Origin of the sequence: Sphingomonas mollis (genome assembly GCF_016427505.1) — a bacterium.
Taxonomy (GTDB): Bacteria; Pseudomonadota; Alphaproteobacteria; order Sphingomonadales; family Sphingomonadaceae; genus Sphingomonas; species Sphingomonas mollis.
In genome coordinates this window covers 23,951-47,857 of sequence record NZ_JAELXS010000001.1, presented here as the reverse complement: position 1 = coordinate 47,857, position 23,907 = coordinate 23,951, and the positions used below count along the sequence as shown (strand labels likewise).

Genomic DNA, 23,907 nt, shown 5'->3' with positions numbered 1-23,907 from the left:
CATGGCACGCGGCATGAGCAAGCGCCTCCGCGCCCCCACGTCCGGCAGCAAGACCACCGAACCGCAGCGTTCCAACCGATCGCGCGCGGTGGCCGAACTGCTGCCCGAAGTGGGCGGCGTCGCCTTTCGCCGGTTCGGCTTCGTCCAGTCCTCGATCGTCAGCCGCTGGTCGGAGATCGTCGGTGAACGGCTGGCGCGGGCATCGTCGCCCGAATCGCTGCGCTTCCCGGTCGGGCAGAAACAGGACGGCACGCTGACCCTTACCGTGCGTGGCGCCCATGCGCCGATGATCCAGCACGTGATCCCGGAGATCGTGGAGCGGGTGAACCGCTTCTTCGGCTATGCCGCCGTCGCGCGCATCCAGATCCGGCAGGGCGAGGTGATCGCCGCATCCATCCGGCGCGGCCCGGCGGCGATCCGGCCGGTCGACGTCCCCGTCGAAATGGGTGAGGGGTTGAAGGCGATCGTCGATCCCGAACTGCGTGCCGTTCTCGAATCCCTCGCCGCCGGCGTCGCCGCGACGCGGGGCCTGCCAAAGGTATCCTGATGCGCTTCGTCCCCAATATGGCGGCCCTGACCGGCCTGTTGTTCCTTGCCCCGATGCTCACCGCCGCCACGCCGACGCGCGACTGGTCGGCGACCGCGACGATGAAACCCGACGGCGCCTATGTCATCGGCAATCCGGCGGCGCACGTGAAGCTGATGGAATGGGCCAGCTATACCTGTTCGCACTGCGCGCATTTCTCGAACGAATCGGCGCCGGTGCTGAAGGGCCAGATGATCCGTTCCGGCTCGACCAGCTTCGAGGTGCGGCATCTGGTGCGCGATCCGCTCGATCTGGGTGCCGCGATCCTGGCTCGCTGCGCCGGCCCGCGCGGTTTTGCCGGTGCCCATGCGGCGGTGATGGCCGGTCAGGATGCATGGCTGAAAAAGGGTGCCGAATATGCGCAGGCCAATGCCGACAAGCTGCAGGCGATGCCGCAACCGGTCGCGATCCGGCAGCTCGCCGATGCCGCCGGCCTGACCGCGATCGTCAAGGCGCGCGGCCTGTCCGATCCCGCGATCGCGGCGTGTTTCGCGGACAAGGCGGCGACCGACAAGCTGCTGGCGCTCAGCGCCACCGTGCCCGCCGATCTTCAGGGCACGCCCACCTTCTACCTCAACGGCAAGCTCGTCCCCAATGTCGGTTGGACGCAGCTGGAACCGCAATTGCGCGCCGCCGGCGCCCGTTAAAGCCAGGAGCCTTCATGAAGTACGCCCTCGCCCTCATCGCCCCCGCCCTCTCGCTCGCTGCCTGTTCGGGCAGTGGCGACGGCGGCAACACGACCGCCGCCGCACCCGTCGCCGCGGTAAAGGCACCCGCCGGCCAGAGCTGGACCGAAACGGTGACCAAGACGTCCGAAGGCTATCTGATGGGCAACCCCAATGCCCCGATCAAGCTGGTCGAATATGGTGCGCGCACCTGCCCCACCTGCGGCGCCTTCGCGCGGGAGGGGTTCCAGCCGCTGACCAACAATTACGTCTCGACGGGCAAGGTCAGCTTCGAATTCCGCGACTATCTGGTCCACGGCGCCCCCGATCTGGTGCTCAGCCTGCTTGGCACCTGCGGCAGCACGGCGGCGTTCTTCCCGATCCTCGAACAGACCTATGCCAACCAGAGCGCGTTCCTCGACAAGCTGCAGGCGCTGACCCCGGCACAGCAACAGGCGTTGCAGGCGCAGTCGCCGGTCCAGCAGATCACATCGATCGCCGATGCGATGGGCGCGGTCGATTTCATCAAGCAACGCGGCATTCCCGAAACGCAGGCCCGCCAGTGCCTGACCAGCCAGGCGCGCATCGACGCGATCGCCAAGCCCACCGAAACCGCGACGAAGAACGGCACCGTCACCGGTACGCCGACCTTCATCATCAACGGCAACACCATCGCCAACACGGTGACATGGCCGCAGCTGGAAACGGCGCTGAAGAACGCCGGTGCGTAACCGCAGACCCGGCTGAGGCCGAATCCGTTTAAGCGGCAGGTCCATCCGTCATTGCGAGCGTAGCGAAGCAACCCAGGGCGTGACGCGCTGCCCTGGGTTGCTTCGCTACGCTCGCAATGACGGTGTTAAAAACTAAAACTCAGCCCGCCGATCGCGCTGTGGTTGCGCACGTTCAGGTCGACGCGAATATCGCCGGTCGATCCGGTGACGCCCATCGCCTCGCCGCCGATCCGCCCGGCCACCGCATCGGCGGCGACGCGCGTGTACCGATACTCGCCGAACAGCGCGAGATTGCGCGTCAGCGGCAACATCACGCCGCCGCCCGCCCGCAGGCCCCAGTTGCCCGAGATATCCGAGTCGGTGACCAGATAGACCGGCCCGGCAAAGGCATAGGGCGCGATCCGGCCCTGCGGCCGCGCTGACGCCGCGCCGATCGGCACGCGCACCATCGCCAGCGCGGCCACCGTCGCGGTGGTCGGCACCGTGATGCGGGGGATATCGACCGCCACCGACCGGCCGGGATCGATCGTGATCTGCTCGCCGAACACCGACTCGTCGAACCGCAGATTGGCGGTCGCGCGGATCGTCTGCCGCTTCACGTCGGGATCGAGCGTCGAGGCGTCGATCGCCAGGCCGATATTGCCGAACCAGTGGCCCAGCCGCACGCCATAGATGGTGGAATTGGTCGGCCGAAGTCGTTCGACATCGACGCGCAATTCGGCCGGCACGATCGTACCGTTGATCCGCGCCTCGCCGGCGGTCAGCGTGGCGCGCGTGTTTTCCGGAAACGACCGGCCGGCGAACACGTCGATGAACGTCTCCGCGCTCGCGGGTGTCGCCGCCAACAGGCCCAACGCCGCCAGTCCGATCCGTCGCATGATAATCTCCCGGTTTTCGACGCCGGCAAAGCGCATTATCCCGCGCGCCGTTCCCTCCAGCCCGATCCACGACCCGTTAACCCATGTGCCTTGCCCCGGCCGGTGGCAGAACGTACATGGAACAGATGGCGCAGCTTGATACCCGGGAGAAGCTGGCGATCCTCGCGGATGCGGCGAAGTACGACGCCTCCTGCGCATCGTCGGGCACCGCCAAGCGTAACAGCCGCGACGGCAAGGGGCTGGGCTCGACCGAGGGTATGGGCATCTGTCACGCCTATGCGCCCGATGGCCGCTGCATCTCGCTGCTGAAAATCCTGCTGACCAACAGCTGTATCTTCGACTGCCATTACTGCATCAACCGCAAAAGCTCGAACGTCCGCCGCGCCCGCTTCACGGCGCAAGAGGTCGTGAACCTGACGCTCTCCTTCTATCGCCGTAACTACATCGAGGGGCTGTTCCTCTCTTCCGGCATCATCGGCTCCTCCAACTACACCATGGAGCAGATGGTCGAGGTGGCCCGCTCTCTGCGCGAGGATCATAATTTCAGGGGGTATATCCACCTGAAGACGATCCCCGATGCCGACCCCGAACTCGTGCATCAGGCTGGCCTCCACGCCGACCGCCTGTCGATCAACGTCGAACTGCCCACCGCGGGCGGCCTGAAGCGGCTGGCGCCGGAGAAGGACGGCGCCCGCATCGAAGGTGCGATGGCGGCCAACAGGACCGCGATCGTCGACAACAAGGACGCCGTGAAGCGCTACAAGTCCGCCCCCCGCTTCGCCCCCGCCGGCCAGTCGACCCAGATGATCGTCGGCGCCGATGCCGCGACGGACGGCGACATCGTGACGAAGGCATCGACCCTTTACGATCGCTTCGGTCTCCGCCGGGTCTATTACTCGGCGTTCAGTCCGATCCCGGATGCGAGCGCCGTCCTGCCCCTGCAACGCCCGCCGCTCATGCGCGAACACCGGTTGTATCAGTCCGACTGGCTGATGCGTTTCTACGAATTCACCCCGCAGGAGGTGGTCGCCGCCGCCGACGACGCAACGGGAATGTTACCGCTCGACATTGATCCCAAGCTGGCCTGGGCGCTGAAATTCCGCGGCAGCTTCCCCGTCGACGTGAACCGCGCTCCGCGCGAGTTGCTGCTCCGCGTGCCGGGTCTGGGCGTGAAAGCGGTGAACGGCATTCTCACCAGCCGCCGCTGGCGCAAGCTGCGGCTTGACGACGTCGCCCGGCTGACCGTCTCGATCGCCAAGCTGCGACCGTTCATCGTGACCGAGGACTGGCGGCCGGTAGTGCTGGCGGACCGGGCGGAGATCAGGCCGATCGTCGCGCCGAAAAAGCAGCAACTGGAATTGTTCGCGGCTTGACGATGCGCGTCGTCACGCTGTCCGAACCCGACGACTTCGATACGTGGCGCGATGCGGCGCGCGGGCTGGCGGCGGAACAGGTGCCGCCCGACGACGTGATCTGGCAGGTCGGCGATCAGCCGACCGACCTGTTCGCGGGTGAGGGCAACGGCCGCCCCCCTGCTCCCGCCGCCTCCCCCGGCTTCTCCGTCCCCCGCGCCTTCCTCGATCTGGCGCGCAGCGTCATCCTGTCGAACGAGCCGCAACGCTTCGCCCTGCTCTACACGCTGCTCACCCGCCTGCGTCTGGAGCGCGGGCTGATGGAGGATCGCGCCGATCCGCTGATGAAGCGCCTCGACGTCATCGCCAAGCAGGTCCGCCGCGACATCCACAAGATGCGCGCCTTCCTGCGCTTCCGCGAGGTCGAGGACGGCGGCGACAAGCGCTTCGTCGCGTGGTTTGAACCGGACCACCACATCGTCCGCGCCAACGCCGCGTTCTTCGTCAACCGCTTCGCCATCATGCGCTGGTCGATCCTGACGCCTGAGGTATCGATCCATTGGGACGGCAAGGCGCTGACCGAAGGCCCCGGCGCGACCAAGGCGGATGCGCCCGACGGCGATCCGGTCGAAGAGGTGTGGAAGACCTATTATGCCAGCATCTTCAACCCCGCCCGCGTGAAGGTGGGCGCGATGTTGAAGGAGATGCCGCGCAAATACTGGAAGAACATGCCCGAAACCGCGCTGGTGCCGCAATTGCTGGCAGGCGCACAGGCACGGGAGGTGCGGATGATCGAGACGGCACGCGCGCAGGACCATCATGGCGGCATCGGCGGCAACAGCCAAATCGCGTGGGATGCCCTGCGCGAGGAGGCGATGGGCTGCACCCGTTGTCCGCTCTACAAACCCGCGACGCAGACGGTGTTCGGCGAGGGGCCGGTCGATGCGCCGCTGATGTTCGTCGGCGAGCAACCCGGCGATCAGGAGGATCTGGCCGGGCGCCCGTTCGTCGGCCCGGCGGGACAGGTGTTCGACCGTGCGCTGGCCGAGGCGGGCGTCGATCGGTCGCGCGTCTACGTCACCAACGCGGTCAAGCATTTCAAGTTCGAACAGCGCGGCAAGCGCCGCATCCACGACAAGCCCGGCACCGGCGAGATCGACGCCTGCCGCTGGTGGATCGAACAGGAACAGATGCTGATAAAACCGCAGGTCACCGTGGCGCTGGGTGCGACGGCGGCGCGGTCGCTGTTCGGCAAGACGATGACGATCGGTCGCGAGCGTGGTCGCGAGATGCAACTCCCCGGCGGCGGCGCGGCGTGGATCACTGTCCACCCCAGTTACCTCCTCCGCCTGCCCGACAAGGCGCAGGCGGAAGAGGAATATGCGCGCTTCGTCGCGGAACTGCGCATGGCGCACGCGACATTGGCGTGACCGGATCACGTCTAGACGGTCGCCCTCACCCTTCCCATCCGACTGCGCCGGGCGGGCCCCTTCCCTCTCCCGATGGGAGAGACGCCGGAGGCGGCGAAGGGTCAGGGTCGGCGGCGGCCGGCAGGACGGCACGGACCAGCGACCAGCCCTCCGGCAGATAGTCCGTCGACATATAGAAATAGAACGCACAGCTGCCATCCGCGCGGTACGTGCCGCCCTTGACGAGGCCGAAGGCAACGGTGCCAGCGAACACCGGCGCGCCGCTGTCGCCGTTCTTGCAGGTCGGGCCACCCACCGTAATCCACGTCGGCAGGCAGGCGCCACCGCACAGGTCGCCAGCCGGGGCGAAATCGGTCAGTTCGACCTCGGCACAGCTATACCCGGTCCGCTCGCCGCGATGGCAGACGGTCTCGCCCGCGCGGGTATTGGCGAGCCGCCGCTGACCGGTGACGGGCCGCGCCAGCGTCTTGGCGGTGTCGGCATAGAATAACGGACTGACCGCGCCGGGCGACAGGTTCACCTGCACGTCCTGATACCCCCAGCCCCATTGCCCGACCATCGGCATCGGTATCTCCGGGCCACCCGCCGGATCGACATAGCCTAGCGTATCGGGGCAATGCGCGGCGGTCGCGATGCCCACCCGCGTGCCGTCCGTCACGGTGAAGCCGGCCGTGCAGAGATACCGGCGGCCATCGACCGGGCTGATCCCGACGACGCGCGCGCCGCCCGCGATGACGGGGTCGGCCATGTCCAGTTCCGGGCGATCGACGACGCGGACGCGAACCGGCACGCCGGTCATCGCCGCGAACCGCGCCTGCAGCGTCGCGGGACCGTCGCGATCGGCATCGCGCCGCGACACGAACACCACCAGTTCGCCGGTACGCGGATCGACGCCGATGCCCGGCGGCGTGGACAGCGCCCCCCGGATACCCGCCTGATACGCGCTGATCGCCGCGACCAGTTGCGCATGCGTCGCGGGCAGGCCGGGGCGGAAGATCACCGGCACCGTCATGCCACCCGCCGGCACGATGCGGCTCGGCACGGGATCGGTGCCGGTCAGCCGCACGATCAGGCGGAACGCGGGATCATGCTCGATCGCGATCCCCACGATCCGGTCGGCAAATTCGATCGCCAGCGCATCGGCGGTCGCCACGGTGTCGGCCTCCGCCCGCAGGCGACGGACGGCCTCGTCCAGCGGTACGCCGTGACGCGCGGCATAGGCGGCGGCATCCTGTGCCATCGCCTCGTTCACCGTCTGGACATGCACGGGTGCAACGATCTGTGCCGAGGCGGGGAATGCGGACAGCCACAGGGCCATCGCCAGAATCACAAGTCTCAGACCATCCACCACCGGCCTATGTCAGACCGCCGTAAACCCCGGCTGAACGCGGGGCCTGTCGAGACCCGCATAATATACCTCCCCGGCCTCCGCCGGGGAGGCAGATCGATCGGCCCTCGTTTTCAGCGGCTATACGCCTTGGGGAGATCAGTCTCGCCCGGCGTCAGATACCGGTCGCGCAACCGGCGCTGGCGCGAGGACATCGGCTGGGCACGCCCGTCGATCAACACCGATACCGGTGCCGACGATAGTTCCAGCGGATCGCCGTCCCACAACACCACATCCGCGCGGCGACCCGCGCGCAGCGATCCGATCTCGCCGTCCATGCCCATCACCTGTGCCGGCTTCGACGTGATCGTGGCGAACGCCTGACCCCAGTCGAGGCCGGTCGCGCCCGGCACCCTGGCGATCGCGACCAGATTGCCGGCGAACTGCGTCACGCCATGTTCGCCACCGCGACCGTCGGCCAGCACGCCGACGGTGATGCCCGCGCGCGTCATCCGGCCGACGTTCGATTCGGTCGCCGCCAGTTGCTCGAATGAAGCAGGCAGATCGGCGATGGCCGACGCCATCACCGGCACGCGCGCCGCCGCGATCTCGGGCGCCACCATCCATCCCTCGGCCGCCCCCGCCAGGATCAGCTTCAATCCCGGATAGCGGCGCGGCAGGGTCAGCACCTGCCGGATGTCGCTCGCTCGCTCGACATGCACGACCAGCGGCATCCTGCCGTCGAGCACCGGCAGCAACGCCTCCGCATCCGCCCGCTTCAACAGCGAATCGGTGCTGCGGCCATCGAACCCGGCCGGGTTGCGGCGGAAGTCGGCGGCCTGCGCAAAGGCGTCGAACAGCATCGCATAGGCGGCCGGACGACTACCGCCGGCGCGGTCCGCCCCGCCCTCGCCCAGCTCGACATACTGGAACGCGCGCGGGCGGGTAATGGGATCGGGATCGTCGCCCAGATCGATGATCGCCCCCTGCCCGGCGAAGATCGAACCGGCCGCGTCGTCGGCGACGATCGCACGCGTTACGCCGCCTGCCCGCTCGTTACCGATGATGACGCCGTGGGGATTGATAGCGGTCGACACGTCGAGACCGGCGTTGAACGGCGAGGTCCGGGCGCGGCTGTCGTTGCTTTCCTGTACCCCGCCGACATCGACCAGTCCCAGACTGCCGATGCCCGCGACGATGCCGGGCGTCACCCATTTGCCGGTCGCATCGACGATCTGCGCGCCGGCCGGCACCGCGACGCCGCTGCCGGCCGCCACGACGCGGCCGTCGCGGATCACGACAGTGCCACCGGTGATCGGTTGCGAACCGTCACCGATCGCGACGGTGCCGCCGGTGATGGCGATGGTCTGAGCCGAGACGGGCGCAGCGATCAGCGCCGCGGCGGCGAGGAGCAGCGCTTTCACTTCACGTCTCCTTCACCCGGCTGGCCAAGTTCGAAATCGCTCACCGGCCGACGCTTCGGATCGTTCGCGTCATAGAGCAGCGCACCGTCCACCCACACCTTCTCCGGCCGCGAATAGACGCTGAGCGGGTTGCCGTTCCACAGCACCACATCGGCCATCTTGCCGGGTTTCAGGCTGCCGGTGCGATCGGCAATGCCCAGTGCCTTAGCGGGATTGAACGACAGCCACTCCCACGCCGCCTCATCCGTGATCGCGATGCCCGCACGGCGACCGGAGGCCAGCGCCTTGGCCACCTCCTGATTCAACCGCTGGATGCCGTTCTCGTCATCGGAATGGATCATCGCACACGCGCCCTCCTTTTGCAGGAGCGCGAGGTTCTCGCCGATGCCGTCATAGCTTTCCATCTTGAAGCCGTACCAGTCGGCCCACACCGCCGCGCAGGTGTCGTTCTGCTTCAGCAGGTCGCCGATCTTGTACGCCTCGACCGCGTGGTGGAACGCCGTGACCTTGTACCCGAACTCCTTGGCCATATCCATGACGACGGCCATCTCGTCGGCACGATAGCAGTGGTTCTGCACCCGGATTTCACCCGCCAACACGCCGCGCAGCGTGTCCATCGCGATGTCGCGATCCGGCGCGTCGCCGCCGCTGTCCTCGTACTTGTCCCATTTGCGCTTGTACGCCACCGCCTTGGCCCAGGTGGCGCGGTCGACCGCGACGTTGCCCATCCGGGTGGAGGGCTTGCGGTTCTTGCCGCCATAGACGCGCTTGGGATTCTCGCCGCACGCCATTTTCAGGCCGTATCCGGCGCCGGGGAACTTCATCCCCTGCATCGTGCGGGCATAGACGTTCTTCAGCACGACCGAGCGGCCACCGAACAGGTTCGCGGAGCCGGGCAGTATCTGGAGCGTGGTGACGCCGCCATTGGCCAGCGCGCGGCCAAAACCGGGGTCCTGCGGCCAGACGCTGTGTTCCGCCCAGACATCGGCGGTGACGGGGTCGGTCGCCTCGTTGCCGTCGGACAGCGCCTCGACCTGCGGGCTGGGATAATCGCCCAGATGGCTGTGGATATCGATGATGCCGGGCGTCACCCATTTGCCGGTGCCGTCGATCACCGTCGCACCGGCGGGCGCCTCCAGCGTCTGGCCGACCGCGACGACCTTGCCGCCCGCGAACAGCACCGCGCCGCGTTCGATCCGGCCACCCTCGCCGTCATACACGGTGACGTTGCGGACCAGCGTCGGGACACCGGGATAGGCGTGATAGGTCGAGGGGAAGGGATCATGGGCATAGCCCTTGTTCCGGCCGGGCGCGGGTGCTTTCGCCGATGCGCTCTTCGGCTTGTCGTCCTTGCCGTCGGTGGCGCAGGCGGACAGCGCGACCGCCCCTGCCACGGCCGCCACCAATCCCCGCGAAACCCGTCCCGCCATATCGCCCCCTTGATAATTGAGGGGAAACCTACGCAGGGCGATGCCTGCCGTCCACGCGTTTCGTGTCAGGCGGCGGGCGTTATCTCGTCGGTGTGGACATCGAACCGCACCAGCTCGGCGGGGCCGAAGGCGGTGGTCAGGGCGGTGTCGGTGGCATCACGCCCCCGCGCCATCAGGATGCGCCCGATCCGCGCATGGTTATGGCGCGCATCGAACGTGTGCCAGCGGCCGCCGAGATAGACATCGAACCAGGCGGAAAAGTCCATCGGCGCATCCGACACCGGCACGCCGATATCGCCCAGATACCCGGTGCAGTACCGCGCCGGGATATTCATGCACCGGCACAGCGTGATCGCCAGATGCGCGAAGTCGCGGCAGACGCCCTGCTGTTCCTGATGCGCGTCCCACGCGGTCTTGGTCGGGCGGGCGTGGTGATAGCCGAATTCGACGTGGTTATGCGTGAAGTCGACGATCGCCCGCACCCGCTCCCAGCCCGCCGGCACATGACCGAACAGCGACCATGCCGTCTCCGACAACCGGTCCGTCTCGCAATATCGGCTACCGAGCAGATAAACGAGCACCTCGTCCGGCAGATCCTCGATCGCATGCTGGACCGCATCGGGCGAGGCGGGATCGGGCAAGCCATCGTCCTCGATCGTGAAATCGCACGACAGGGTGACGCCGCCGGCCGGCACCGTCAGCCGCGTGCAGATATTCCCGAACGCATCGACATAATCATAGATCGGGATGTCGGTGGACGACAGGATGCGGTGCGGCGTCCGCAGATCCTTGTTGCGCGACGGATGCACGCTGAGCAGTGCGAGCATCGGCGTCGGCACGTCGCAATTGAACCTGATGTCGTAACCGGCACGGATCAGCATCAGCCTGTTCTCCTCTGGCCCGAAACGAACGCATCGGGGGTCGTCAATACGGGGCCGGCGGAGTCGGAACCGTCGGTGATCGTGGCGGCATCGATGCGCGCATCGACGCTGACCGTCATGTCGAGGAAACTGCCGGGAAAGCCTGCCCAGGTGCCGGAGATCGGCACCGCCTGATAGATATCGCGCGCGATGGCGACGCGGATCAGGCCGGTGTTGCCGACGATACCGTTGGTCGGATCGAACTCCACCCAGCCGGAACCGGGCAGGTACACCCGAACCCAGGCATGCGTGTTGCCGCCACCGGTGCGATGCTCGCCGACCGTGGGGCTATAGACATATCCCGACACGAACCGCGCCGCGAAGCCCAGCGCGCGCACCGCCTCGATCATGAACATAGCATAATCGCGGCACGTGCCCTTCATCCGCGACAACGTCTCGATCGGGCTCTGCGTCCCCTTTTCGGGGCGGGGGACATAGGTGAACTCGCGCCGGATCGCGGCCGTCATGTCGGCCAGCATGCCCAGCGTATCGGTCGGCCCCTGCGCGTTGACGAAACGCCGCGCCCAGCCGTCGATCTGCCGCTGCGGATCGTGATGCTGGCGTTCGATCGACCGCAGTAGATCGGGCATCTCCTCGGACGAATAGGTGAAGGGATAGGAGCGGGCATATTCCTCGATATGCACCTCCTGCAATTCGGCAGGCGTGTGGAGCACGCGCACCCGGCTGTCGAAGACCAGCTCCTTCGCGCGCCGGTCGAACGTGGCGATCGCCACCGAATTGCCGAACACGTCCTGCAACCAGCGGACCTCGGACGGTTCGGGCGAGATCAGCAGCGCGGCATCGAGCAGATGCTGGTCGAAACTCTCACGCGGGCGCACCATGACGCGATGTTCGCCGAACGATACGGGGTGACGATAGGTGTAGGTAGTGACATGGGAGAGGTTCAGGAATGGCATGGAAAAGGCAGGTCCAATGCGTGATTCACCGAACGGACCGCTGCTCACGCCGGACGATCCCCCACCGGTTCAGGTGATTAACCCTTCCGGTGCGTCACGGTTCCTATTGCTGGGCGACCACGCCGGCAATATCGTTCCGGCAGCGCTCCGATCGCTGGGGGTTGGCCCAGGCGAGTTGTCGCGGCACATCGGCTGGGACATCGGCATCGCCGGGCTGGGCGAGGCGCTGGCCGCGATGCTCGACGCGACGTTCATCCGGCAAACCTATTCGCGACTGGTGATCGACTGCAACCGCGATCCGGGTGCCATCGATGCGATGCCGGCGGTGAGCGACGGCACCGTCGTACCGGCCAACGCCGCCCTCGATCCCGACGACCGCGCCGCGCGGGTGGCGGCGATCCACACCCCTTATCAGACCGCGATCGCCGCCGAACTGGCGCGACGTGACGCGGCGGGCGTGACGACCGAACTGGTATCGCTGCACAGCTTCACGCCCACCATGCGGGGATTCGCCCGGCCGTGGGAGATCGGCGTGCTGCACGATCGCGGCAATCTGAGTCTCGCCCACCGCACGCTGGCGCGACTGAACGCGATGTCAGGACTGACGGTGGGCGATAACGAGCCGTACCGGATGGACAGCATCGATTACACGATCCCCCGCCATGCCGGGCCCGATCGCCCCTATCTGGAACTGGAGATCAGGCAGGACCTGCTCGCCACGCCCGCCGGGATCGCCGAATGGGCCGATCGTATCGCAGATTTGCTGGCGGATTAGCAGGCAATCGGTCGGCATTGCGAGCGCAGCGAAGCAACCCAGAGCCCCATCCCTGACGCCTTGGGTTGCCTCGCTACGCTCGCAATGACGGCATGGATCAGGCCGATAACGGCCACAGCCGCGCCGCACCGCGTACACCGGAAGAATCACCCCAGCGGGCCGGCACGATCCGCCCCTTCCAGTTGCCGCCAAACGCATAGGCGTCGATGACGGCGGGCAGCCGGTCATAGATTTCCTCGACGTTCGACATGCCGCCACCCAGCACGAACACGTCGGGATCGACGATATTGGCGATCATCGCCATCGCCCGCCCCAGCCGGTCGACATAGGCGTCGAGCGTCGCGACCGCCGCCGCATCGCCGCGCCGTGCCGCCTGCACGATCGCCGGGCCGTCCAGCGTGTGGCCGGTGCGTCGCGCATGATCGGCTTGAAAACCCGTGCCCGACACCAGCATGTCGAGACATCCATGCAGCCCGCACCAGCATGCCGGCCCCGGAAACTCTTCCGCCGTCATCCACGGCAGCGGCACATGGCCCCATTCGCCACCCATGCCGTTCGCGCCCTCGACGATCTGGCCATCGACGACCAGTCCGCCGCCGACACCCGTGCCGACGATCACCGCGAACGCCGATTTCGCGCCCGCCGCCGCGCCATCGACGGCTTCCGACAGGGCAAGGCAATTGGCGTCGTTGGCGGTGCGGATCTCGCGGCCCATCACGACCTCGACATCCTCGCGGAAAGAACGACCGTTCAGGAAGGTGGCGTTGGCATTGCGCATCAGGCCGTCGCGCGGGCTGATCGATCCGGGCATGCCGATACCGACGGTGCCGGTGGCGCCCGCCTCCGCCTCCACCTTGGCGACCAGATCGCGCAGGTCGCGCAGGGCCTGATCGTAATCGCCGGGGTTGGGCGTCCGAACGCGCGACAGGAAACGGCCGGACGCGTCGAGCGCCGCCGCCTCGATCTTGGTGCCGCCGAAATCGATACCGATCTGAATCATTTTAGTGCGCCGCCCCCGGACGGACCGCATCGGTCATCACCACCCGCGCCCTCGCCGCCGCCAACGCGAAGACGGCGATGACGACGTAACAGATCATCGGCACCGCGAACGCCGTCGACCGCGTCGTCGCATCCGCCACCGCCGCATAGGCGAGCGGCACGACCGCGCCGCCGACGATCGCCATGACCAGCAGGCCCGACGTCGCCGGTGCCGGCGCGCTCGACCGTTCCAGCGTCAGCGTGAAGATCACCGGAAACATGATCGCGTTGAACAACCCGATCGACAGCGCCAGCACGCCGGCGAGCGATCCGCTCAATTGCGTCAGGATCAGGCACAGCAGCGCCGCCCCCGTCGCCACGATGGTCAGCAACCGCCCGGCCGGAATCTTCGCCAGCAACGCAGTGCCGGCAAACCGGCCGATCAGTGCCCCCAGCCAGTACAGGCTGACGAGGCTGCCCGCCTCGACCGCCGTGACCGCCAGGATGTTCGGCTGTTCGAGGTAATTGACCATCGCGGTGCCGATCGACACCTCCGCCCCGACATACAGGAAGATCGCGCCCGCGCCGAGCAACGCCCATCGCGACCCGAACGCCGCCAGCACGCTGCCGCCCGCGACCTCCGGTGCGGCCGCATCGATCAGATGGCGGGCGCGGTATAGCAGGATGGCGAGCACGACGATGATCGTCGCGATCACCGCATAGGCGATGTCGATCTTGCCCAGCGATTCGACGATCTTGGCATCGGTGACGGGGCCACCGTCGAACAACCCGCCGCGCAGCAGCGTGTGGGCGGCAAGGAACGGGCCGACCACCGTGCCGACCGAATTGAACGCCTGGCTGAGGACGAGGCGGAAATGCGAGCGTTCCGGCGTGCCCAGCACCGCCGACAGCGGATTGGCCGACACTTGCAGCAACGTGATACCGCTCGCGATCACGAACAGCGCCAGCAATACCAATGAATAGGCGCGCAGGCTGGTGGCCAGCGGCATCAACAGGCAGCCGACGACCATCACCACCAACGCGACGGTGATCGACCGCGATGCGCCCAGCCGCGCGACCAGCGCCGCCGCCGGCAACGACACGATGCCGTACGCCAGGAAGAACGCGAACTGCGTCAGGAACGCCTCGGTATCGCTCAGTGCGAAGATCGATTTGACCGCCGGCACCAATACGTCATTGACCGACGTCACCGCTCCCCAGATGAAGAACAGCGCGGTGACATAGGAAAAGGCGAGCTGGCTCCTGCCGCCGTCGCCGGCTCCGCTACTTGCCGATGTCGATATCAATTGCGTATCCTCCCCGCTCCGGTGGTGCCGGATTGGTATGCTACAGGCCGGTTCACGGCTAAAAAGTCAATTTGAATTATTTGTTCGTTGGTTGACCTTGTCTGACAATTCGAGAATAATTGGTCAAGCCACTGTGTCCGGTCGATAGCAAAGTCCGGCTTTATCAGTCTCAGGGAGCGTCGAGCGGCAATGTTGAGCAGGATCGAATCGGGTTCGTACGATCCGCTGAGTGCCGATAGCCGGGAAGCGCGCCTGTCGCGCAGTTTGTCGGGCACCAATCTGGAACGCGCCGGCGACTATAACCTGCGCACCGTCCTGCAGGCGATCCGCCTGGAACGCACGACGACGCGGGTCGAGATCGCGCGGATGACCGGGCTGACCGCGCCGACCATCGCCAACATCACCGGGCGGCTGGTCGACATGGGACTGGTCAGGATCAGCGGCCGCAAACAGGGCGGTCGCGGTCAGCCCGCGCTGCAACTGGAAGTCGAACCGGACGGCGCGTTCGGCATCGGCCTGAACATCGATCGCGATCACCTGACGTTGGTGACGCTCGATCTGGCCGGCGCGGTGCGCAGCCGCGTGACGCGGGAGATCGCCTTCGCCCTGCCGCAGGATGTGGTGGCGTTCGTCCAGGACGAACTCGACGCGGCGATCGCGGAGGGCGGCATCGACCGCGCCCGCGTGCTGGGCGTCGGCGTCGCAATCCCCGACGAACTGGGCGCGATCGCCCTGCCCCATCAGCCGGCGGGGTACGAGGCGTGGAACGACACCAATCTGTCGACGCTGCTCGGCGATACGCTGGCATGGCCGATCCATTGCGACAACGACGCGGCGTCGGCGGCGCTGGGCGAGGCCGAATATGGCTCCGCATTCGACAATCCCAGCTTCTTCTACCTGCTCATCAGCGCCGGGCTGGGCGGCGGCGTGGTGATCGACCGCAGCTATCATCGCGGCGCCACCGCCCGGTCGGGAGAGATCGGCCTGATGCCCGACGCCACCACCGGTATGAAGGGCGCGACGATTCAGGACACCGTTTCCGTCTCCGCCCTGCTCGCACGGCTGGAGGATGCCGATTGCGTCGTCCCGGCGGTCGCCGATCTCGCCGCGGCGACCGGCACCGCCGGCGACGTGGTCGATCGCTGGCTGGTCGATGCGGTCCGCTCGTTGATGCCGCCGATGGTGGCGATCAACTGCCTGCTGAACCCCGATGCGGTGCTGATCGGCGGACGGCTGCCGGTGCCGTTGATCGAGCGGCTGTCCGCCGCCCTGTCGGACGCGCTGCGCGTGTTGAAACTGCCCGCCCGTGCGCAGATCATGCCCGCCGTCATGGCGCAGGACGCACCGGCGATCGGCGCGGCGATCCTGCCGTTCCTCGACCATCTGTTGCCGTCGGACTCGATCCTGATCCAGGCGGGGCGATAACCCGCCCCGCCCGTTCTTCTTCAGATCAGCGCCTCGATCTTCGCCAACTCCTCGCCCGTCAGCGGCGCCGTCTTCGTCGCGTCGAGCAACTGGTCGAGCTGTTCCAGCGTCCGCGCGCCGATCAGGGCAGAGGTGACGCGGGCATCGCGCAAGACCCACGTCACCGCCATCTGCGCCAGGCTCTGCCCCCGCGCGGTCGCGATCGCGTCCAGCCCGCGCAGCCGCTCGCGCAGGTCGTCGGTCAGCCGGTCCGGCGTCAGCGTCCGCGCCTTGGCCAGCCGCGTCCCCGCCGCCGGGGCACCGTCACCAATATACTTGTTCGTCAGCAACCCCTGCGCCAGCGGCGAGAACACGATGCACCCCGCGCCCACCGTCTCCAGCGTGTCGAGCAGACCGCCCTCGATCGTGCGTTCGAGCATCGAATAACGCGGCTGGTGGATCAGCAGCGGGATGCGTTCCTCGGCCAGGATTTCCGCGACGCGCGCGGTCGCCTCGGGCGTGTAGTTCGACACGCCGACATACAGCGCCTTGCCCTGCCGGTGCAGCTGCGCCAGCGCGCCGCACGTCTCCTCCAGCGGCGTCGTCGCATCCATCCGGTGCGAATAGAAGATGTCGACATAATCGAGGCCCATGCGCTTCAGGCTCTGTTCGGCGCTGGCGATCACATATTTGCGGCTGCCCGACGGGCCGCCATACGGTCCCGGCCACATGTCGTATCCGGCCTTGGACGAGATGATGAGTTCGTCGCGATACGGAGCGAAGTCCTGCGCCATCCAGCGGCCGAAATTCTCCTCCGCCGATCCATAGGGCGGGCCGTAATTGTTCGCGAGATCGAAATGCGTGACACCACGATCGAAGGCGCGGCGGAGCAGCGCGCGGCCCGTCTCGAACACGTCCTGCCCGCCGAAATTCTGCCACAGACCCAGCGAGATCGCCGGCAGGTCCAGCCCGCTTCTTCCACACCGTCGATAGGGCATGCGGTCGTCATAACGGGTCGCGTCGGGCTGATAGGGCATCCTCGGGTCCTTTCGATTTTGCCTGTCGGCTAGGAATTGCAGGCCGTGCGGTCAACGCGTAGTAAGCCGGCGGAGAGGTTTTATATGATATTTGACGCGTCCGAACATCCGCACCGCCGGCGCAACCTGCTGACCGGCGAATGGGTGCTCGTATCGCCGCATCGCGCCAAGCGGCCATGGCAGGGTGAGGAGGCACCGCCCGCGCCCCCGCCCGGCCCCCGCCACGACCCGAACTGCTATCTCTGTCCCGGCAATGTCCGCACCAGCGGCGAGCGCAATCCGGACTATACCGGCACCTTCGTCTTCCCCAATGATTTCGCGGCGATGCGACCCGACACCCCCGCCCCGCCCAATGATCCGCTGTTCCCGGCGCAGGGGGCCAGCGGCGAGGCGCGGGTGATCTGCTTCTCCCCCGATCACTCCCGCTCGCTGCCGCAACTGACCGATGGCGAACGCCGCATGATCGTCGACACGTGGGCGGACCAGTCGGCGGAACTGGGCGCGCGCTGGGCGCATGTGCAGTTGTTCGAGAACAAGGGCGCGATGATGGGCTGTTCGTCGCCCCATCCGCACGGACAGGTCTGGGCCGGCGATTTCGTCCCCGCGCATGTCGAACGCGAGGACGAGGCGCAGCGCGGCTGGCTGGCCGAACACGGCACCGTGCTGCTCGATGCCGTCGCCGAACGCGAGGCGGGTGGCGAGCGCGAGGTCGAGGCGAACGGGCATTGGCTGGCGATCGTGCCGTGGTGGGCGGCATGGCCGTTCGAAACGCTCATCATCGCCCGCGATCCCGTCGTCCGCATGGAGGATCTGTCCGACGCCGCCCGCGACGCGCTGGCGCAACTGCTCGGCCGGTTGATGGCGCGGTACGACAACCTGTTCTCGACCAGCTTTCCCTATTCGTTCGGCTGGCATGGCGCGCCGCACGGCAACGCGAACACCGATGGCTGGCGCCTGCACGCGCACGTCTTTCCGCCGCTCCTTCGCTCGGCGACGGTGCGCAAGTTCATGGTCGGGTTCGAAATGCTGGGCGAGCCCCAGCGCGACCTGACGCCCGAACAGGCCGCCCAGCGCCTGCGCGCGGCCAGCCCCCTTCTGGAGACAACAGCGTGACCGATCTCAACACCCGCCTCCTCGACGGTTTCGCCGCGACGTTCGAGGGCAAGCCCGACGGCGTCGTCCGCGCCCCCGGCCGCGTGAACATCATCGGCGAGCATACCGACTATAATGACGGTTTCGTCCTGCCCTGCGCGATCCCCGTCGAAACGCGGATCGCATGGCGCGCCCGTCCCGATTCGACCGTCCGCGTCGTCGCGTGCGAATTCGGCAACGAGATCGACGCGTTCGATCTGTCGCGCCCGATCGAACATGCTGCCGAGGGCGGCTGGCGCGATTACGTCCGCGCGATGATCGCGACGCTCATCAAGGAAGGCCGCACGCTGAAGGGCGCCGATCTTGCGATCGTCGGCGATATCCCGCGCGGCGCCGGCCTGTCGTCGTCGGCCTCACTGGAGGTCGCGGTCGGTCATGCGATGCTGGCGGTGCTGGGCGAGACGCCCGACGCCACGAAGATCGCGGTGCAGGCGCAGACCGCCGAGAACGACTTCGTCGGCATGAAGTGCGGCGTGATGGACCAGCTCGCCTCCGCCGCCAGCGTCGCCGACGCGGCCCTGCTGATCGACTGCCGCTCGCTGGAGACGCGGGCGATCCCGATCCCCGCCGGCACCGCGATCGTCATCATCCATTCCGGCGTCGTGCGCGGACTGGTCGAGGGTCATTACAACCGCCGCCGCGCCGAATGCGAGGAAGCCGCGACCCTGCTCGGCGTCGCCAAGCTGCGCGATGCCACCGTGGCGATGCTCGACAACCCGGCGCTGACCGGCGACACGCTGGCCCGCGCCCGCCACGTCGTGACCGAAAACGACCGCGTGCTGCTGGCCGGCGAGGCGCTGGCCGGCGACGACCTGCGCGCGATGGGCCGGCTGATGGCCGAAAGCCACGCCTCGATGCGCGACGATTTCCAGGTGACGGTGCCCAAGGTCGACGAACTCGCCGCCACCGCGCACGACCTGATCGCGACATTGTGCGACGGTCGGGGCGGCGCCCGCATGACCGGCGGCGGCTTCGGCGGCGCGGTCGTTGCGCTGATGCCGATCGAGGGCGTCGAGGCCGTCACCGCCGGCATCCGCGAACGCTATCGCACGCCGGCCGGCGACGCGCCGGACATCATGGTGGCGCACGCCGTGGCGGGTGCCGGGCCCGTGGCGGGATAATATCCACGCTTCGACCACGCTATTCCCCGGCGAAGGCCGGGGTCCAGTTGGGAAGGCCATCGTAAGCTGTCCCAAACGTTCACCCGACTGGACCCCGGCCTCCGCCGGGAAACGGCGCTTTTTTAACGACGCGATCGTTTCCCCAATCCGCGCGCACCCTTATCCGACCACCATGCCCCCCGACTTCTACACCCGCCCCGTCCTCGACCTCGCCCGCGCCCTGATCGGCTGTCACCTGACCGTCGACGGCGTCGGCGGCATCATCGTCGAGACGGAGGCGTATCACGCCGGCGACGCCGCCTCGCACAGCTTCGCCGGGCCGGGACGGCGCAACGCGGTGATGTTCGGGCCGCCGGGCCATGCCTATATCTATCGCAGCTACGGCCTGCACTGGTGCCTGAACATCGTCGGCGGCGAGGAACCGGGCGCGGCGGTGCTGCTCCGCGCGCTGGAGCCTACCGTTGGTGTCGAGGCGATGGCCACGCGACGCGGCATGACGGACCCGCGCCTATGGTGCGCCGGACCGGGCCGGCTCTGTGCGGCGCTGGCCGTCACCGACGCCCTGAACGGCGAGCCAATGGATGCGCCGCCCTTCGCCCTCACACCCCGGATCGAGGAACCGCCCCTCCTGATCGGCCCCCGCATCGGCATCACCAAGGCCGCCGCCGAACCCTGGCGCTTCGGCCTCGCCGTCTCCCGCTTCCTCAGCCGTCCCTTTCGCTAAATCGCGACTCCTCCGTCATTGCGAGCGCAGCGAAGCAACCCAGGGCGTCACGTGCTCCTCTGGGTTGCTTCGCTGCGCCCGCAATGACGGGTCAAGGACCCGCGACACTCCGCGCAATACCCAGTTCCAGCCCCCGCAGCTCCGCCAGCCCGCGCAACCGGCCGATCGCCGAGTAACCGGGGTTCGTCACCTTGCGCAGATCGTCCAGCATCTGGTGGCCATGATCCGGCCGCATCGGAATGCGCCGTCCGTCCGCGCGGGCCACGTCGTGCAGCGCTGCGACCACCGCATACATATCGACCGACCCCGACAGATGCTCCGATTCGTGGAACTCGCCGTCGGCGATGCTGCGCGTGTTGCGCAAATGGACGAAATGGATGCGATCGCCCAGCCGCCGCGCCATGCCCGGCAGGTCGTTGTCGGGCCGCACCCCCAGCGATCCGGTACACAGGCACAAGCCATTCGACGGATTCGGCACTGCCGCGAACAGCGCCGCCAGATCCGCCTCCGTACTCACTACACGCGGCAGGCCGAACAGCGGGAACGGCGGATCGTCGGGATGCACCACCAGCCGGATGCCCAGCCGGTCCGCCTCCGGGCAGATCGCCCGCAAAAAGGCGACATGGTTCGCGCGCAGCCGGTCGGCGTCGATCCCGGCATAGGCATCGATCGCCTGCAACAGCGCATCGCCGGCGAAACTCTCCTCGCTGCCCGGCAGGCCGGCCGCCACCGTCCGCTCCAGCACCCCGCGCGCCGCATCGTCCATCGCCGCGAAGCGCACCGCAGCGGCGTCGATCGTCGCGGCGTCATAATCGCGTGCGGCATCCGGCCGCTTCAGGATGTGCAGGTCGTACGCCGCCAGCGCCGCCATCTCGAACCGCAGCGCCCGCGCGCCATCGGGCAATTCATAAGCAAGGTCGGTGCGCGTCCAGTCCAGCACCGGCATGAAATTATAGGTCACGACCCGCAACCCGCAGGCGGCCAGATTGGCGAGGCTCTGCCGATACGCATCGACCAACGCTTTCCAGCCCGGCCCCTGCGCCTTGATCGCCTCGTGCACCGGCAGGCTCTCGACCACCGACCACACCATGCCCGCCGCCGCGATCTCGGCCTGACGCGCGGCGATCGCCTCGACCGTCCAGACCGCGCCGTTCGGCACCTCGTGCAGGGCGGTGACGACACCGGTGCAGCCGGCCTGACGGATATCCGCCAGGCTGACCGGATCGCGCGGGCCGAACCAGCGCATCGTCTGTTCCATCATGCCGGGCATCGCCCCGCATACCGCCGTTGCAGGCACCATCCACTACCCCCCGTTCGCTGTGCCGACTCCGCGCGCGGCATCGGTCAAACCCGCCGCGTGCCTTGGCGATCCCTGCACGCGGACCGCCTATCGCCCGACCGTGATGGATTCGGGGCGCGCGACTGGCAAGGCCGGCGTCGCCGATTTCCGGATGCCGCCACCTTGGCCCAACGAAATAATGAAATGGTCGGGGCGACAGGATTCGAACCTGCGACCCCCACACCCCCAGTGTGATGCGCTACCAGGCTGCGCTACGCCCCGACCGAGGGACCGTGCCGACGCCGTCGACCGATCCGAGCCGCGGCCTCTACGCGTGGGCCGCGGCCGATGCAAGCGCTTCGGCACGTATGGGATGGGCGGCAAACGGTGCCGGCCGTTGCCACGGATGCGTGCGGGTGGTAGCGGCGCGGTTCGTGCGTGGAGGCTTTCCCTCCGCCAACCAGATAAAAAACGGGTCCGATGTTCATTCCATCAGCTTATGCCCAGACCGCAGCCGGTGCTGCGGGCGGCGCCGCGCAGGGCAGCGGGATCGCCTCGTTCCTCAGCCTCGCGCCGCTGTTCCTCGTCTTCGTGGTCTTCTATTTCCTGATGATCCGTCCGCAGCAAAAGCGGATGAAGGCGCTGCAACAGGCGGTCGAGGCGGTGAAGAAGGGTGACAACGTCGTCACCGCCGGCGGCATCGTCGGCAAGGTGACGCGCGTCGAGGACACGATCGTCGAGGTCGAGATCGCGCCCAACACCCGCGTCCGCGTGGTGAAATCGACGCTGACCGACATCACCAGCCCGAACTCGAAGCCGGCGAACGACTGATGCTGGATTTCCCGCGCTGGAAAGTGTGGTCCATCTGGGCGTTGCTCGCGGTGTTGTGCGCGCTGGCGATCCCCAGCGTCGTGCCCGAACGCTACACCCCGACTTGGCTCGCGCGCGCGCCGAAGATCAATCTCGGCCTCGATCTGGCCGGCGGCAGCTACCTGATGCTGGAAGCGGACGTGAACGATCTGGCGGGTACGCGGATCGAAACGATGCGCGATCAGGTGCAGACCGAAATGCGCCGGGGCAACCCGCGCATCGGCATCGGCGACATTTCCACGCGGGACGGCCAGCTGTCGTTCCTGTTGCGCGATCCCAGCCAGGTCGATGCCGCGCGCGAGCGCCTGCTGACGATCATGGGCGGCGGCGCCGGCATGACCGGCCAGCGCGAATGGGACATCCAGGTCGTCGATTCGAGCCGTTTCGTGCTGAAGCCCACCCAGGCCGGCATGATGCAGGCGATCGACACCGCGATGAACGACGCGACGGAAGTCGTCCGTCGCCGCATCGACGCGCTCGGCACGCGTGAGCCGACGATCATCCGTCAGGGCAGCAATCGCATCGTCGTGCAGGTCCCCGGCCTCCAGAACCCGCAGGAGCTGAAGGATCTGCTCGGCAAGACCGCCAAGCTGGAATTCAAGCTGGTCGACGAAAGCGCGACGCCGCAACAGCTGGTGCAGCGTCAGGCACCGATCGGCAGCGTCATCCTCCCCTATCCGTCGAACCCCATCGGTCCGCCGATGATCGCGCTGAAGCGCCAGACGATCCTGTCGGGCGACCAGATCGTCGATGCGACGCAGACCTTCGATCCGCAGACCAATGCGCCACAGGTGGCGCTGACCTTCAACGGCCCCGGCGGCACCCGCTTCGCCCGGGTGACGCAGGAGAACACCGGCAAGCAGTTCGCGATCATCCTCGACAATTCGGTGATCTCGGCCCCCAACATAAACGAACCGATCCTGGGTGGCCGGGCATCGATCTCGGGCAACTTCACCGTCGATTCGGCCAATCAGCTCGCCATCGCGCTGCGCTCCGGCAAGCTGCCGATCGCATTGAAGGTGATCGAGGAATCGACCGTCGGGCCGGAACTGGGCGCCGATTCGATCCGCGCCGGCGTGCTTGCCTCCGCCGTCGCCGTCGCGCTGGTCGTGGCGTTCATGCTGGTCACCTATGGCCGGTTCGGTTTCTATGCGAACCTCGCGGTCGTCATCAACGTGTTCGTCATCCTCGGCGTGCTGGCGTTGCTGAACGGTACGCTGACCCTGCCCGGGATCGCCGGTTTCGTGCTGACGATCGGCACCGCGGTCGACGCCAACGTGCTCATCAACGAACGCATCCGCGAGGAACGGCATCGCGGGCGGTCCGTCGTGCAGGCGGTGGAGCTGGGTTACAAGGAAGCCAGCCGCACGATTTTCGAGGCGAACGTGACGCACGCGATTTCGGGCGTCATCATGCTGGTGCTGGGTTCCGGCCCGGTGAAGGGCTTCGCGGTCGTGCTGTTGATCGGCATCTGTACGTCGGTGTTCACCGCCGTCACCTTCACGCGCATGCTGGTCGTGCAGTGGATTCGGCGCAACAAGCCGAAGACGATCAATATATGACCCTCCTTTCGTCGCCCCTGCGCGAAGCGACCCCGGCT

22 protein-coding genes and 1 tRNA gene are annotated in these 23,907 nt (G+C 67.4%); 12 read left to right on the top strand and 11 right to left on the bottom strand.

The genetic code is table 11. The features are described from left to right. Positions 1–13: 13 nt before the first annotated feature. Genes JAO74_RS00210 through JAO74_RS00200 form a run of 3 tightly spaced genes read left to right on the top strand, consistent with a single transcriptional unit; the run spans position 14 to position 1,982 of the window. Positions 14–547 carry a DUF721 domain-containing protein gene (locus tag JAO74_RS00210; protein ID WP_233150521.1) on the top strand — a complete coding sequence of 178 codons (534 nt, stop codon included), beginning with the start codon at positions 14–16 and terminating at the stop codon, positions 545–547. Further along, positions 547–1,233 carry a DsbA family protein gene (locus tag JAO74_RS00205; protein WP_233150520.1) on the top strand — a complete coding sequence of 229 codons (687 nt, stop codon included), beginning with the start codon at positions 547–549 and terminating at the stop codon, positions 1,231–1,233. The genes JAO74_RS00210 and JAO74_RS00205 overlap by 1 nt, the downstream gene beginning before the upstream one ends. Positions 1,234–1,247: 14 nt before the next feature. Then, positions 1,248–1,982: a thioredoxin domain-containing protein gene (locus JAO74_RS00200; RefSeq protein ID WP_199033861.1), complete on the top strand. Its 735-nt coding sequence runs from the start codon at positions 1,248–1,250 to the stop codon at positions 1,980–1,982. 125 nt (positions 1,983–2,107) lie between these two features. Here the strand turns inward: JAO74_RS00200 and JAO74_RS00195 are convergent, their stop codons facing one another. Next, positions 2,108–2,860: an outer membrane protein gene (locus tag JAO74_RS00195; RefSeq protein WP_199033859.1), complete on the bottom strand. Its 753-nt coding sequence runs from the start codon at positions 2,858–2,860 to the stop codon at positions 2,108–2,110. Between the two features lie 125 nt (positions 2,861–2,985). Here JAO74_RS00195 and JAO74_RS00190 point away from each other — a divergent pair, with 125 nt between their 5' ends. Beyond that, positions 2,986–4,233 carry a putative DNA modification/repair radical SAM protein gene (locus tag JAO74_RS00190; RefSeq protein ID WP_199033857.1) on the top strand — a complete coding sequence of 416 codons (1,248 nt, stop codon included), beginning with the start codon at positions 2,986–2,988 and terminating at the stop codon, positions 4,231–4,233. Between the two features lie 2 nt (positions 4,234–4,235). Continuing rightward, a complete protein-coding gene (locus tag JAO74_RS00185) occupies positions 4,236–5,642 on the top strand; it encodes a UdgX family uracil-DNA binding protein (RefSeq protein WP_199035035.1) in 1,407 nt (468 codons plus the stop codon). 25 nt (positions 5,643–5,667) lie between these two features. Here JAO74_RS00185 and JAO74_RS00180 read toward each other — a convergent pair whose 3' ends face one another. From JAO74_RS00180 to JAO74_RS00160, 5 genes are all read right to left on the bottom strand, one after another. Beyond that, complete coding sequence (locus tag JAO74_RS00180; protein WP_199033855.1) at positions 5,668–6,960, bottom strand: chymotrypsin family serine protease; 1,293 nt, start codon at positions 6,958–6,960, stop codon at positions 5,668–5,670. 143 nt (positions 6,961–7,103) lie between these two features. Beyond that, entirely contained in the window at positions 7,104–8,393 is a 1,290-nt protein-coding gene (locus tag JAO74_RS00175; protein WP_199033853.1) for an amidohydrolase family protein, read from the bottom strand. Beyond that, a complete protein-coding gene (locus JAO74_RS00170) occupies positions 8,390–9,823 on the bottom strand; it encodes an amidohydrolase (RefSeq protein WP_199033852.1) in 1,434 nt (477 codons plus the stop codon). The genes JAO74_RS00175 and JAO74_RS00170 overlap by 4 nt, the downstream gene beginning before the upstream one ends. Positions 9,824–9,888: 65 nt before the next feature. Further along, on the bottom strand, positions 9,889–10,704 hold the full coding sequence (locus tag JAO74_RS00165; protein WP_199033851.1) for a transglutaminase-like domain-containing protein: 816 nt from the start codon (positions 10,702–10,704) through the stop codon (positions 9,889–9,891). Further along, positions 10,704–11,660, bottom strand: coding sequence for a transglutaminase family protein (locus tag JAO74_RS00160; protein WP_199033850.1), 957 nt, complete (start codon positions 11,658–11,660; stop codon positions 10,704–10,706). Before JAO74_RS00160 ends, JAO74_RS00165 begins: the two co-directional genes overlap by 1 nt. 16 nt (positions 11,661–11,676) lie before the next feature. Between JAO74_RS00160 and JAO74_RS00155 the strand changes: the two genes are divergently transcribed. After that, positions 11,677–12,435 carry an N-formylglutamate amidohydrolase gene (locus JAO74_RS00155; RefSeq protein WP_199033849.1) on the top strand — a complete coding sequence of 253 codons (759 nt, stop codon included), beginning with the start codon at positions 11,677–11,679 and terminating at the stop codon, positions 12,433–12,435. A 97-nt stretch (positions 12,436–12,532) separates the two neighbouring features. Here the strand turns inward: JAO74_RS00155 and JAO74_RS00150 are convergent, their stop codons facing one another. Together JAO74_RS00150 and JAO74_RS00145 are read right to left on the bottom strand one after the other, a co-directional pair. Then, the gene (locus JAO74_RS00150; protein WP_199033848.1) at positions 12,533–13,435 is read right to left on the bottom strand and encodes an ROK family protein; all 903 of its coding nucleotides are present in this window, start codon (positions 13,433–13,435) and stop codon (positions 12,533–12,535) included. A gap of 1 nt (position 13,436) precedes the next feature. Then, positions 13,437–14,720: a sugar MFS transporter gene (locus JAO74_RS00145; protein WP_233150519.1), complete on the bottom strand. Its 1,284-nt coding sequence runs from the start codon at positions 14,718–14,720 to the stop codon at positions 13,437–13,439. A gap of 189 nt (positions 14,721–14,909) precedes the next feature. Between JAO74_RS00145 and JAO74_RS00140 the strand changes: the two genes are divergently transcribed. After that, positions 14,910–16,145, top strand: coding sequence for an ROK family transcriptional regulator (locus JAO74_RS00140; RefSeq protein WP_199033847.1), 1,236 nt, complete (start codon positions 14,910–14,912; stop codon positions 16,143–16,145). 20 nt (positions 16,146–16,165) lie between these two features. On the opposite strand, the gene JAO74_RS00135 is transcribed toward JAO74_RS00140, so the two are convergent. Beyond that, positions 16,166–17,161: an aldo/keto reductase gene (locus JAO74_RS00135; RefSeq protein WP_199033845.1), complete on the bottom strand. Its 996-nt coding sequence runs from the start codon at positions 17,159–17,161 to the stop codon at positions 16,166–16,168. A gap of 84 nt (positions 17,162–17,245) precedes the next feature. Here JAO74_RS00135 and JAO74_RS00130 point away from each other — a divergent pair, with 84 nt between their 5' ends. From JAO74_RS00130 to JAO74_RS00120, 3 genes are all read left to right on the top strand, one after another. Beyond that, a complete protein-coding gene (locus JAO74_RS00130; RefSeq protein WP_199033844.1) occupies positions 17,246–18,274 on the top strand; it encodes a UDP-glucose--hexose-1-phosphate uridylyltransferase in 1,029 nt (342 codons plus the stop codon). Then, positions 18,271–19,434, top strand: coding sequence for a galactokinase (gene galK / locus JAO74_RS00125; RefSeq protein WP_199033843.1), 1,164 nt, complete (start codon positions 18,271–18,273; stop codon positions 19,432–19,434). The genes JAO74_RS00130 and galK overlap by 4 nt, the downstream gene beginning before the upstream one ends. Positions 19,435–19,606: 172 nt before the next feature. Beyond that, positions 19,607–20,158, top strand: a complete 552-nt coding sequence (locus JAO74_RS00120) for a DNA-3-methyladenine glycosylase (protein ID WP_199033842.1) — start codon at positions 19,607–19,609, stop codon at positions 20,156–20,158. A 91-nt stretch (positions 20,159–20,249) separates the two neighbouring features. Here the strand turns inward: JAO74_RS00120 and uxuA are convergent, their stop codons facing one another. Further along, complete coding sequence (gene uxuA, locus JAO74_RS00115; RefSeq protein WP_233150518.1) at positions 20,250–21,458, bottom strand: mannonate dehydratase; 1,209 nt, start codon at positions 21,456–21,458, stop codon at positions 20,250–20,252. A gap of 184 nt (positions 21,459–21,642) precedes the next feature. Then, positions 21,643–21,719, bottom strand: a tRNA-Pro gene (locus JAO74_RS00110). Between the two features lie 198 nt (positions 21,720–21,917). Here JAO74_RS00110 and yajC point away from each other — a divergent pair. Together yajC and secD are read left to right on the top strand one after the other, a co-directional pair. Beyond that, complete coding sequence (yajC, locus tag JAO74_RS00105; protein WP_199033841.1) at positions 21,918–22,268, top strand: preprotein translocase subunit YajC; 351 nt, start codon at positions 21,918–21,920, stop codon at positions 22,266–22,268. Beyond that, on the top strand, positions 22,268–23,869 hold the full coding sequence (secD, locus tag JAO74_RS00100; protein ID WP_199033839.1) for a protein translocase subunit SecD: 1,602 nt from the start codon (positions 22,268–22,270) through the stop codon (positions 23,867–23,869). The genes yajC and secD overlap by 1 nt, the downstream gene beginning before the upstream one ends. Positions 23,870–23,907: the final 38 nt, after the last annotated feature.

Bases quoted from the DNA above. Each gene is read 5' to 3' on its own strand.
- JAO74_RS00180 (WP_199033855.1), bottom strand. From the start codon at position 6,960: ATGGCCCTGTGGCTGTCCGCATTCCCCGCCTCGGCACAGATCGTTGCA.
- JAO74_RS00160 (WP_199033850.1), bottom strand. From the start codon at position 11,660: ATGCCATTCCTGAACCTCTCCCATGTCACTACCTACACCTATCGTCAC.
- uxuA (WP_233150518.1), bottom strand. From the start codon at position 21,458: ATGGTGCCTGCAACGGCGGTATGCGGGGCGATGCCCGGCATGATGGAA.
- JAO74_RS00165 (WP_199033851.1), bottom strand. From the start codon at position 10,704: ATGCTGATCCGTGCCGGTTACGACATCAGGTTCAATTGCGACGTGCCG.
- JAO74_RS00130 (WP_199033844.1), top strand. From the start codon at position 17,246: ATGATATTTGACGCGTCCGAACATCCGCACCGCCGGCGCAACCTGCTG.
- JAO74_RS00185 (WP_199035035.1), top strand. From the start codon at position 4,236: ATGCGCGTCGTCACGCTGTCCGAACCCGACGACTTCGATACGTGGCGC.
- secD (WP_199033839.1), top strand. From the start codon at position 22,268: ATGCTGGATTTCCCGCGCTGGAAAGTGTGGTCCATCTGGGCGTTGCTC.
- yajC (WP_199033841.1), top strand. From the start codon at position 21,918: ATGTTCATTCCATCAGCTTATGCCCAGACCGCAGCCGGTGCTGCGGGC.
- JAO74_RS00205 (WP_233150520.1), top strand. From the start codon at position 547: ATGCGCTTCGTCCCCAATATGGCGGCCCTGACCGGCCTGTTGTTCCTT.
- JAO74_RS00200 (WP_199033861.1), top strand. From the start codon at position 1,248: ATGAAGTACGCCCTCGCCCTCATCGCCCCCGCCCTCTCGCTCGCTGCC.
- JAO74_RS00135 (WP_199033845.1), bottom strand. From the start codon at position 17,161: ATGCCCTATCAGCCCGACGCGACCCGTTATGACGACCGCATGCCCTAT.
- JAO74_RS00155 (WP_199033849.1), top strand. From the start codon at position 11,677: ATGCGTGATTCACCGAACGGACCGCTGCTCACGCCGGACGATCCCCCA.
- JAO74_RS00190 (WP_199033857.1), top strand. From the start codon at position 2,986: ATGGCGCAGCTTGATACCCGGGAGAAGCTGGCGATCCTCGCGGATGCG.
- JAO74_RS00150 (WP_199033848.1), bottom strand. From the start codon at position 13,435: ATGATTCAGATCGGTATCGATTTCGGCGGCACCAAGATCGAGGCGGCG.
- JAO74_RS00210 (WP_233150521.1), top strand. From the start codon at position 14: ATGAGCAAGCGCCTCCGCGCCCCCACGTCCGGCAGCAAGACCACCGAA.
- JAO74_RS00140 (WP_199033847.1), top strand. From the start codon at position 14,910: ATGTTGAGCAGGATCGAATCGGGTTCGTACGATCCGCTGAGTGCCGAT.
- JAO74_RS00120 (WP_199033842.1), top strand. From the start codon at position 19,607: ATGCCCCCCGACTTCTACACCCGCCCCGTCCTCGACCTCGCCCGCGCC.
- JAO74_RS00170 (WP_199033852.1), bottom strand. From the start codon at position 9,823: ATGGCGGGACGGGTTTCGCGGGGATTGGTGGCGGCCGTGGCAGGGGCG.
- JAO74_RS00195 (WP_199033859.1), bottom strand. From the start codon at position 2,860: ATGCGACGGATCGGACTGGCGGCGTTGGGCCTGTTGGCGGCGACACCC.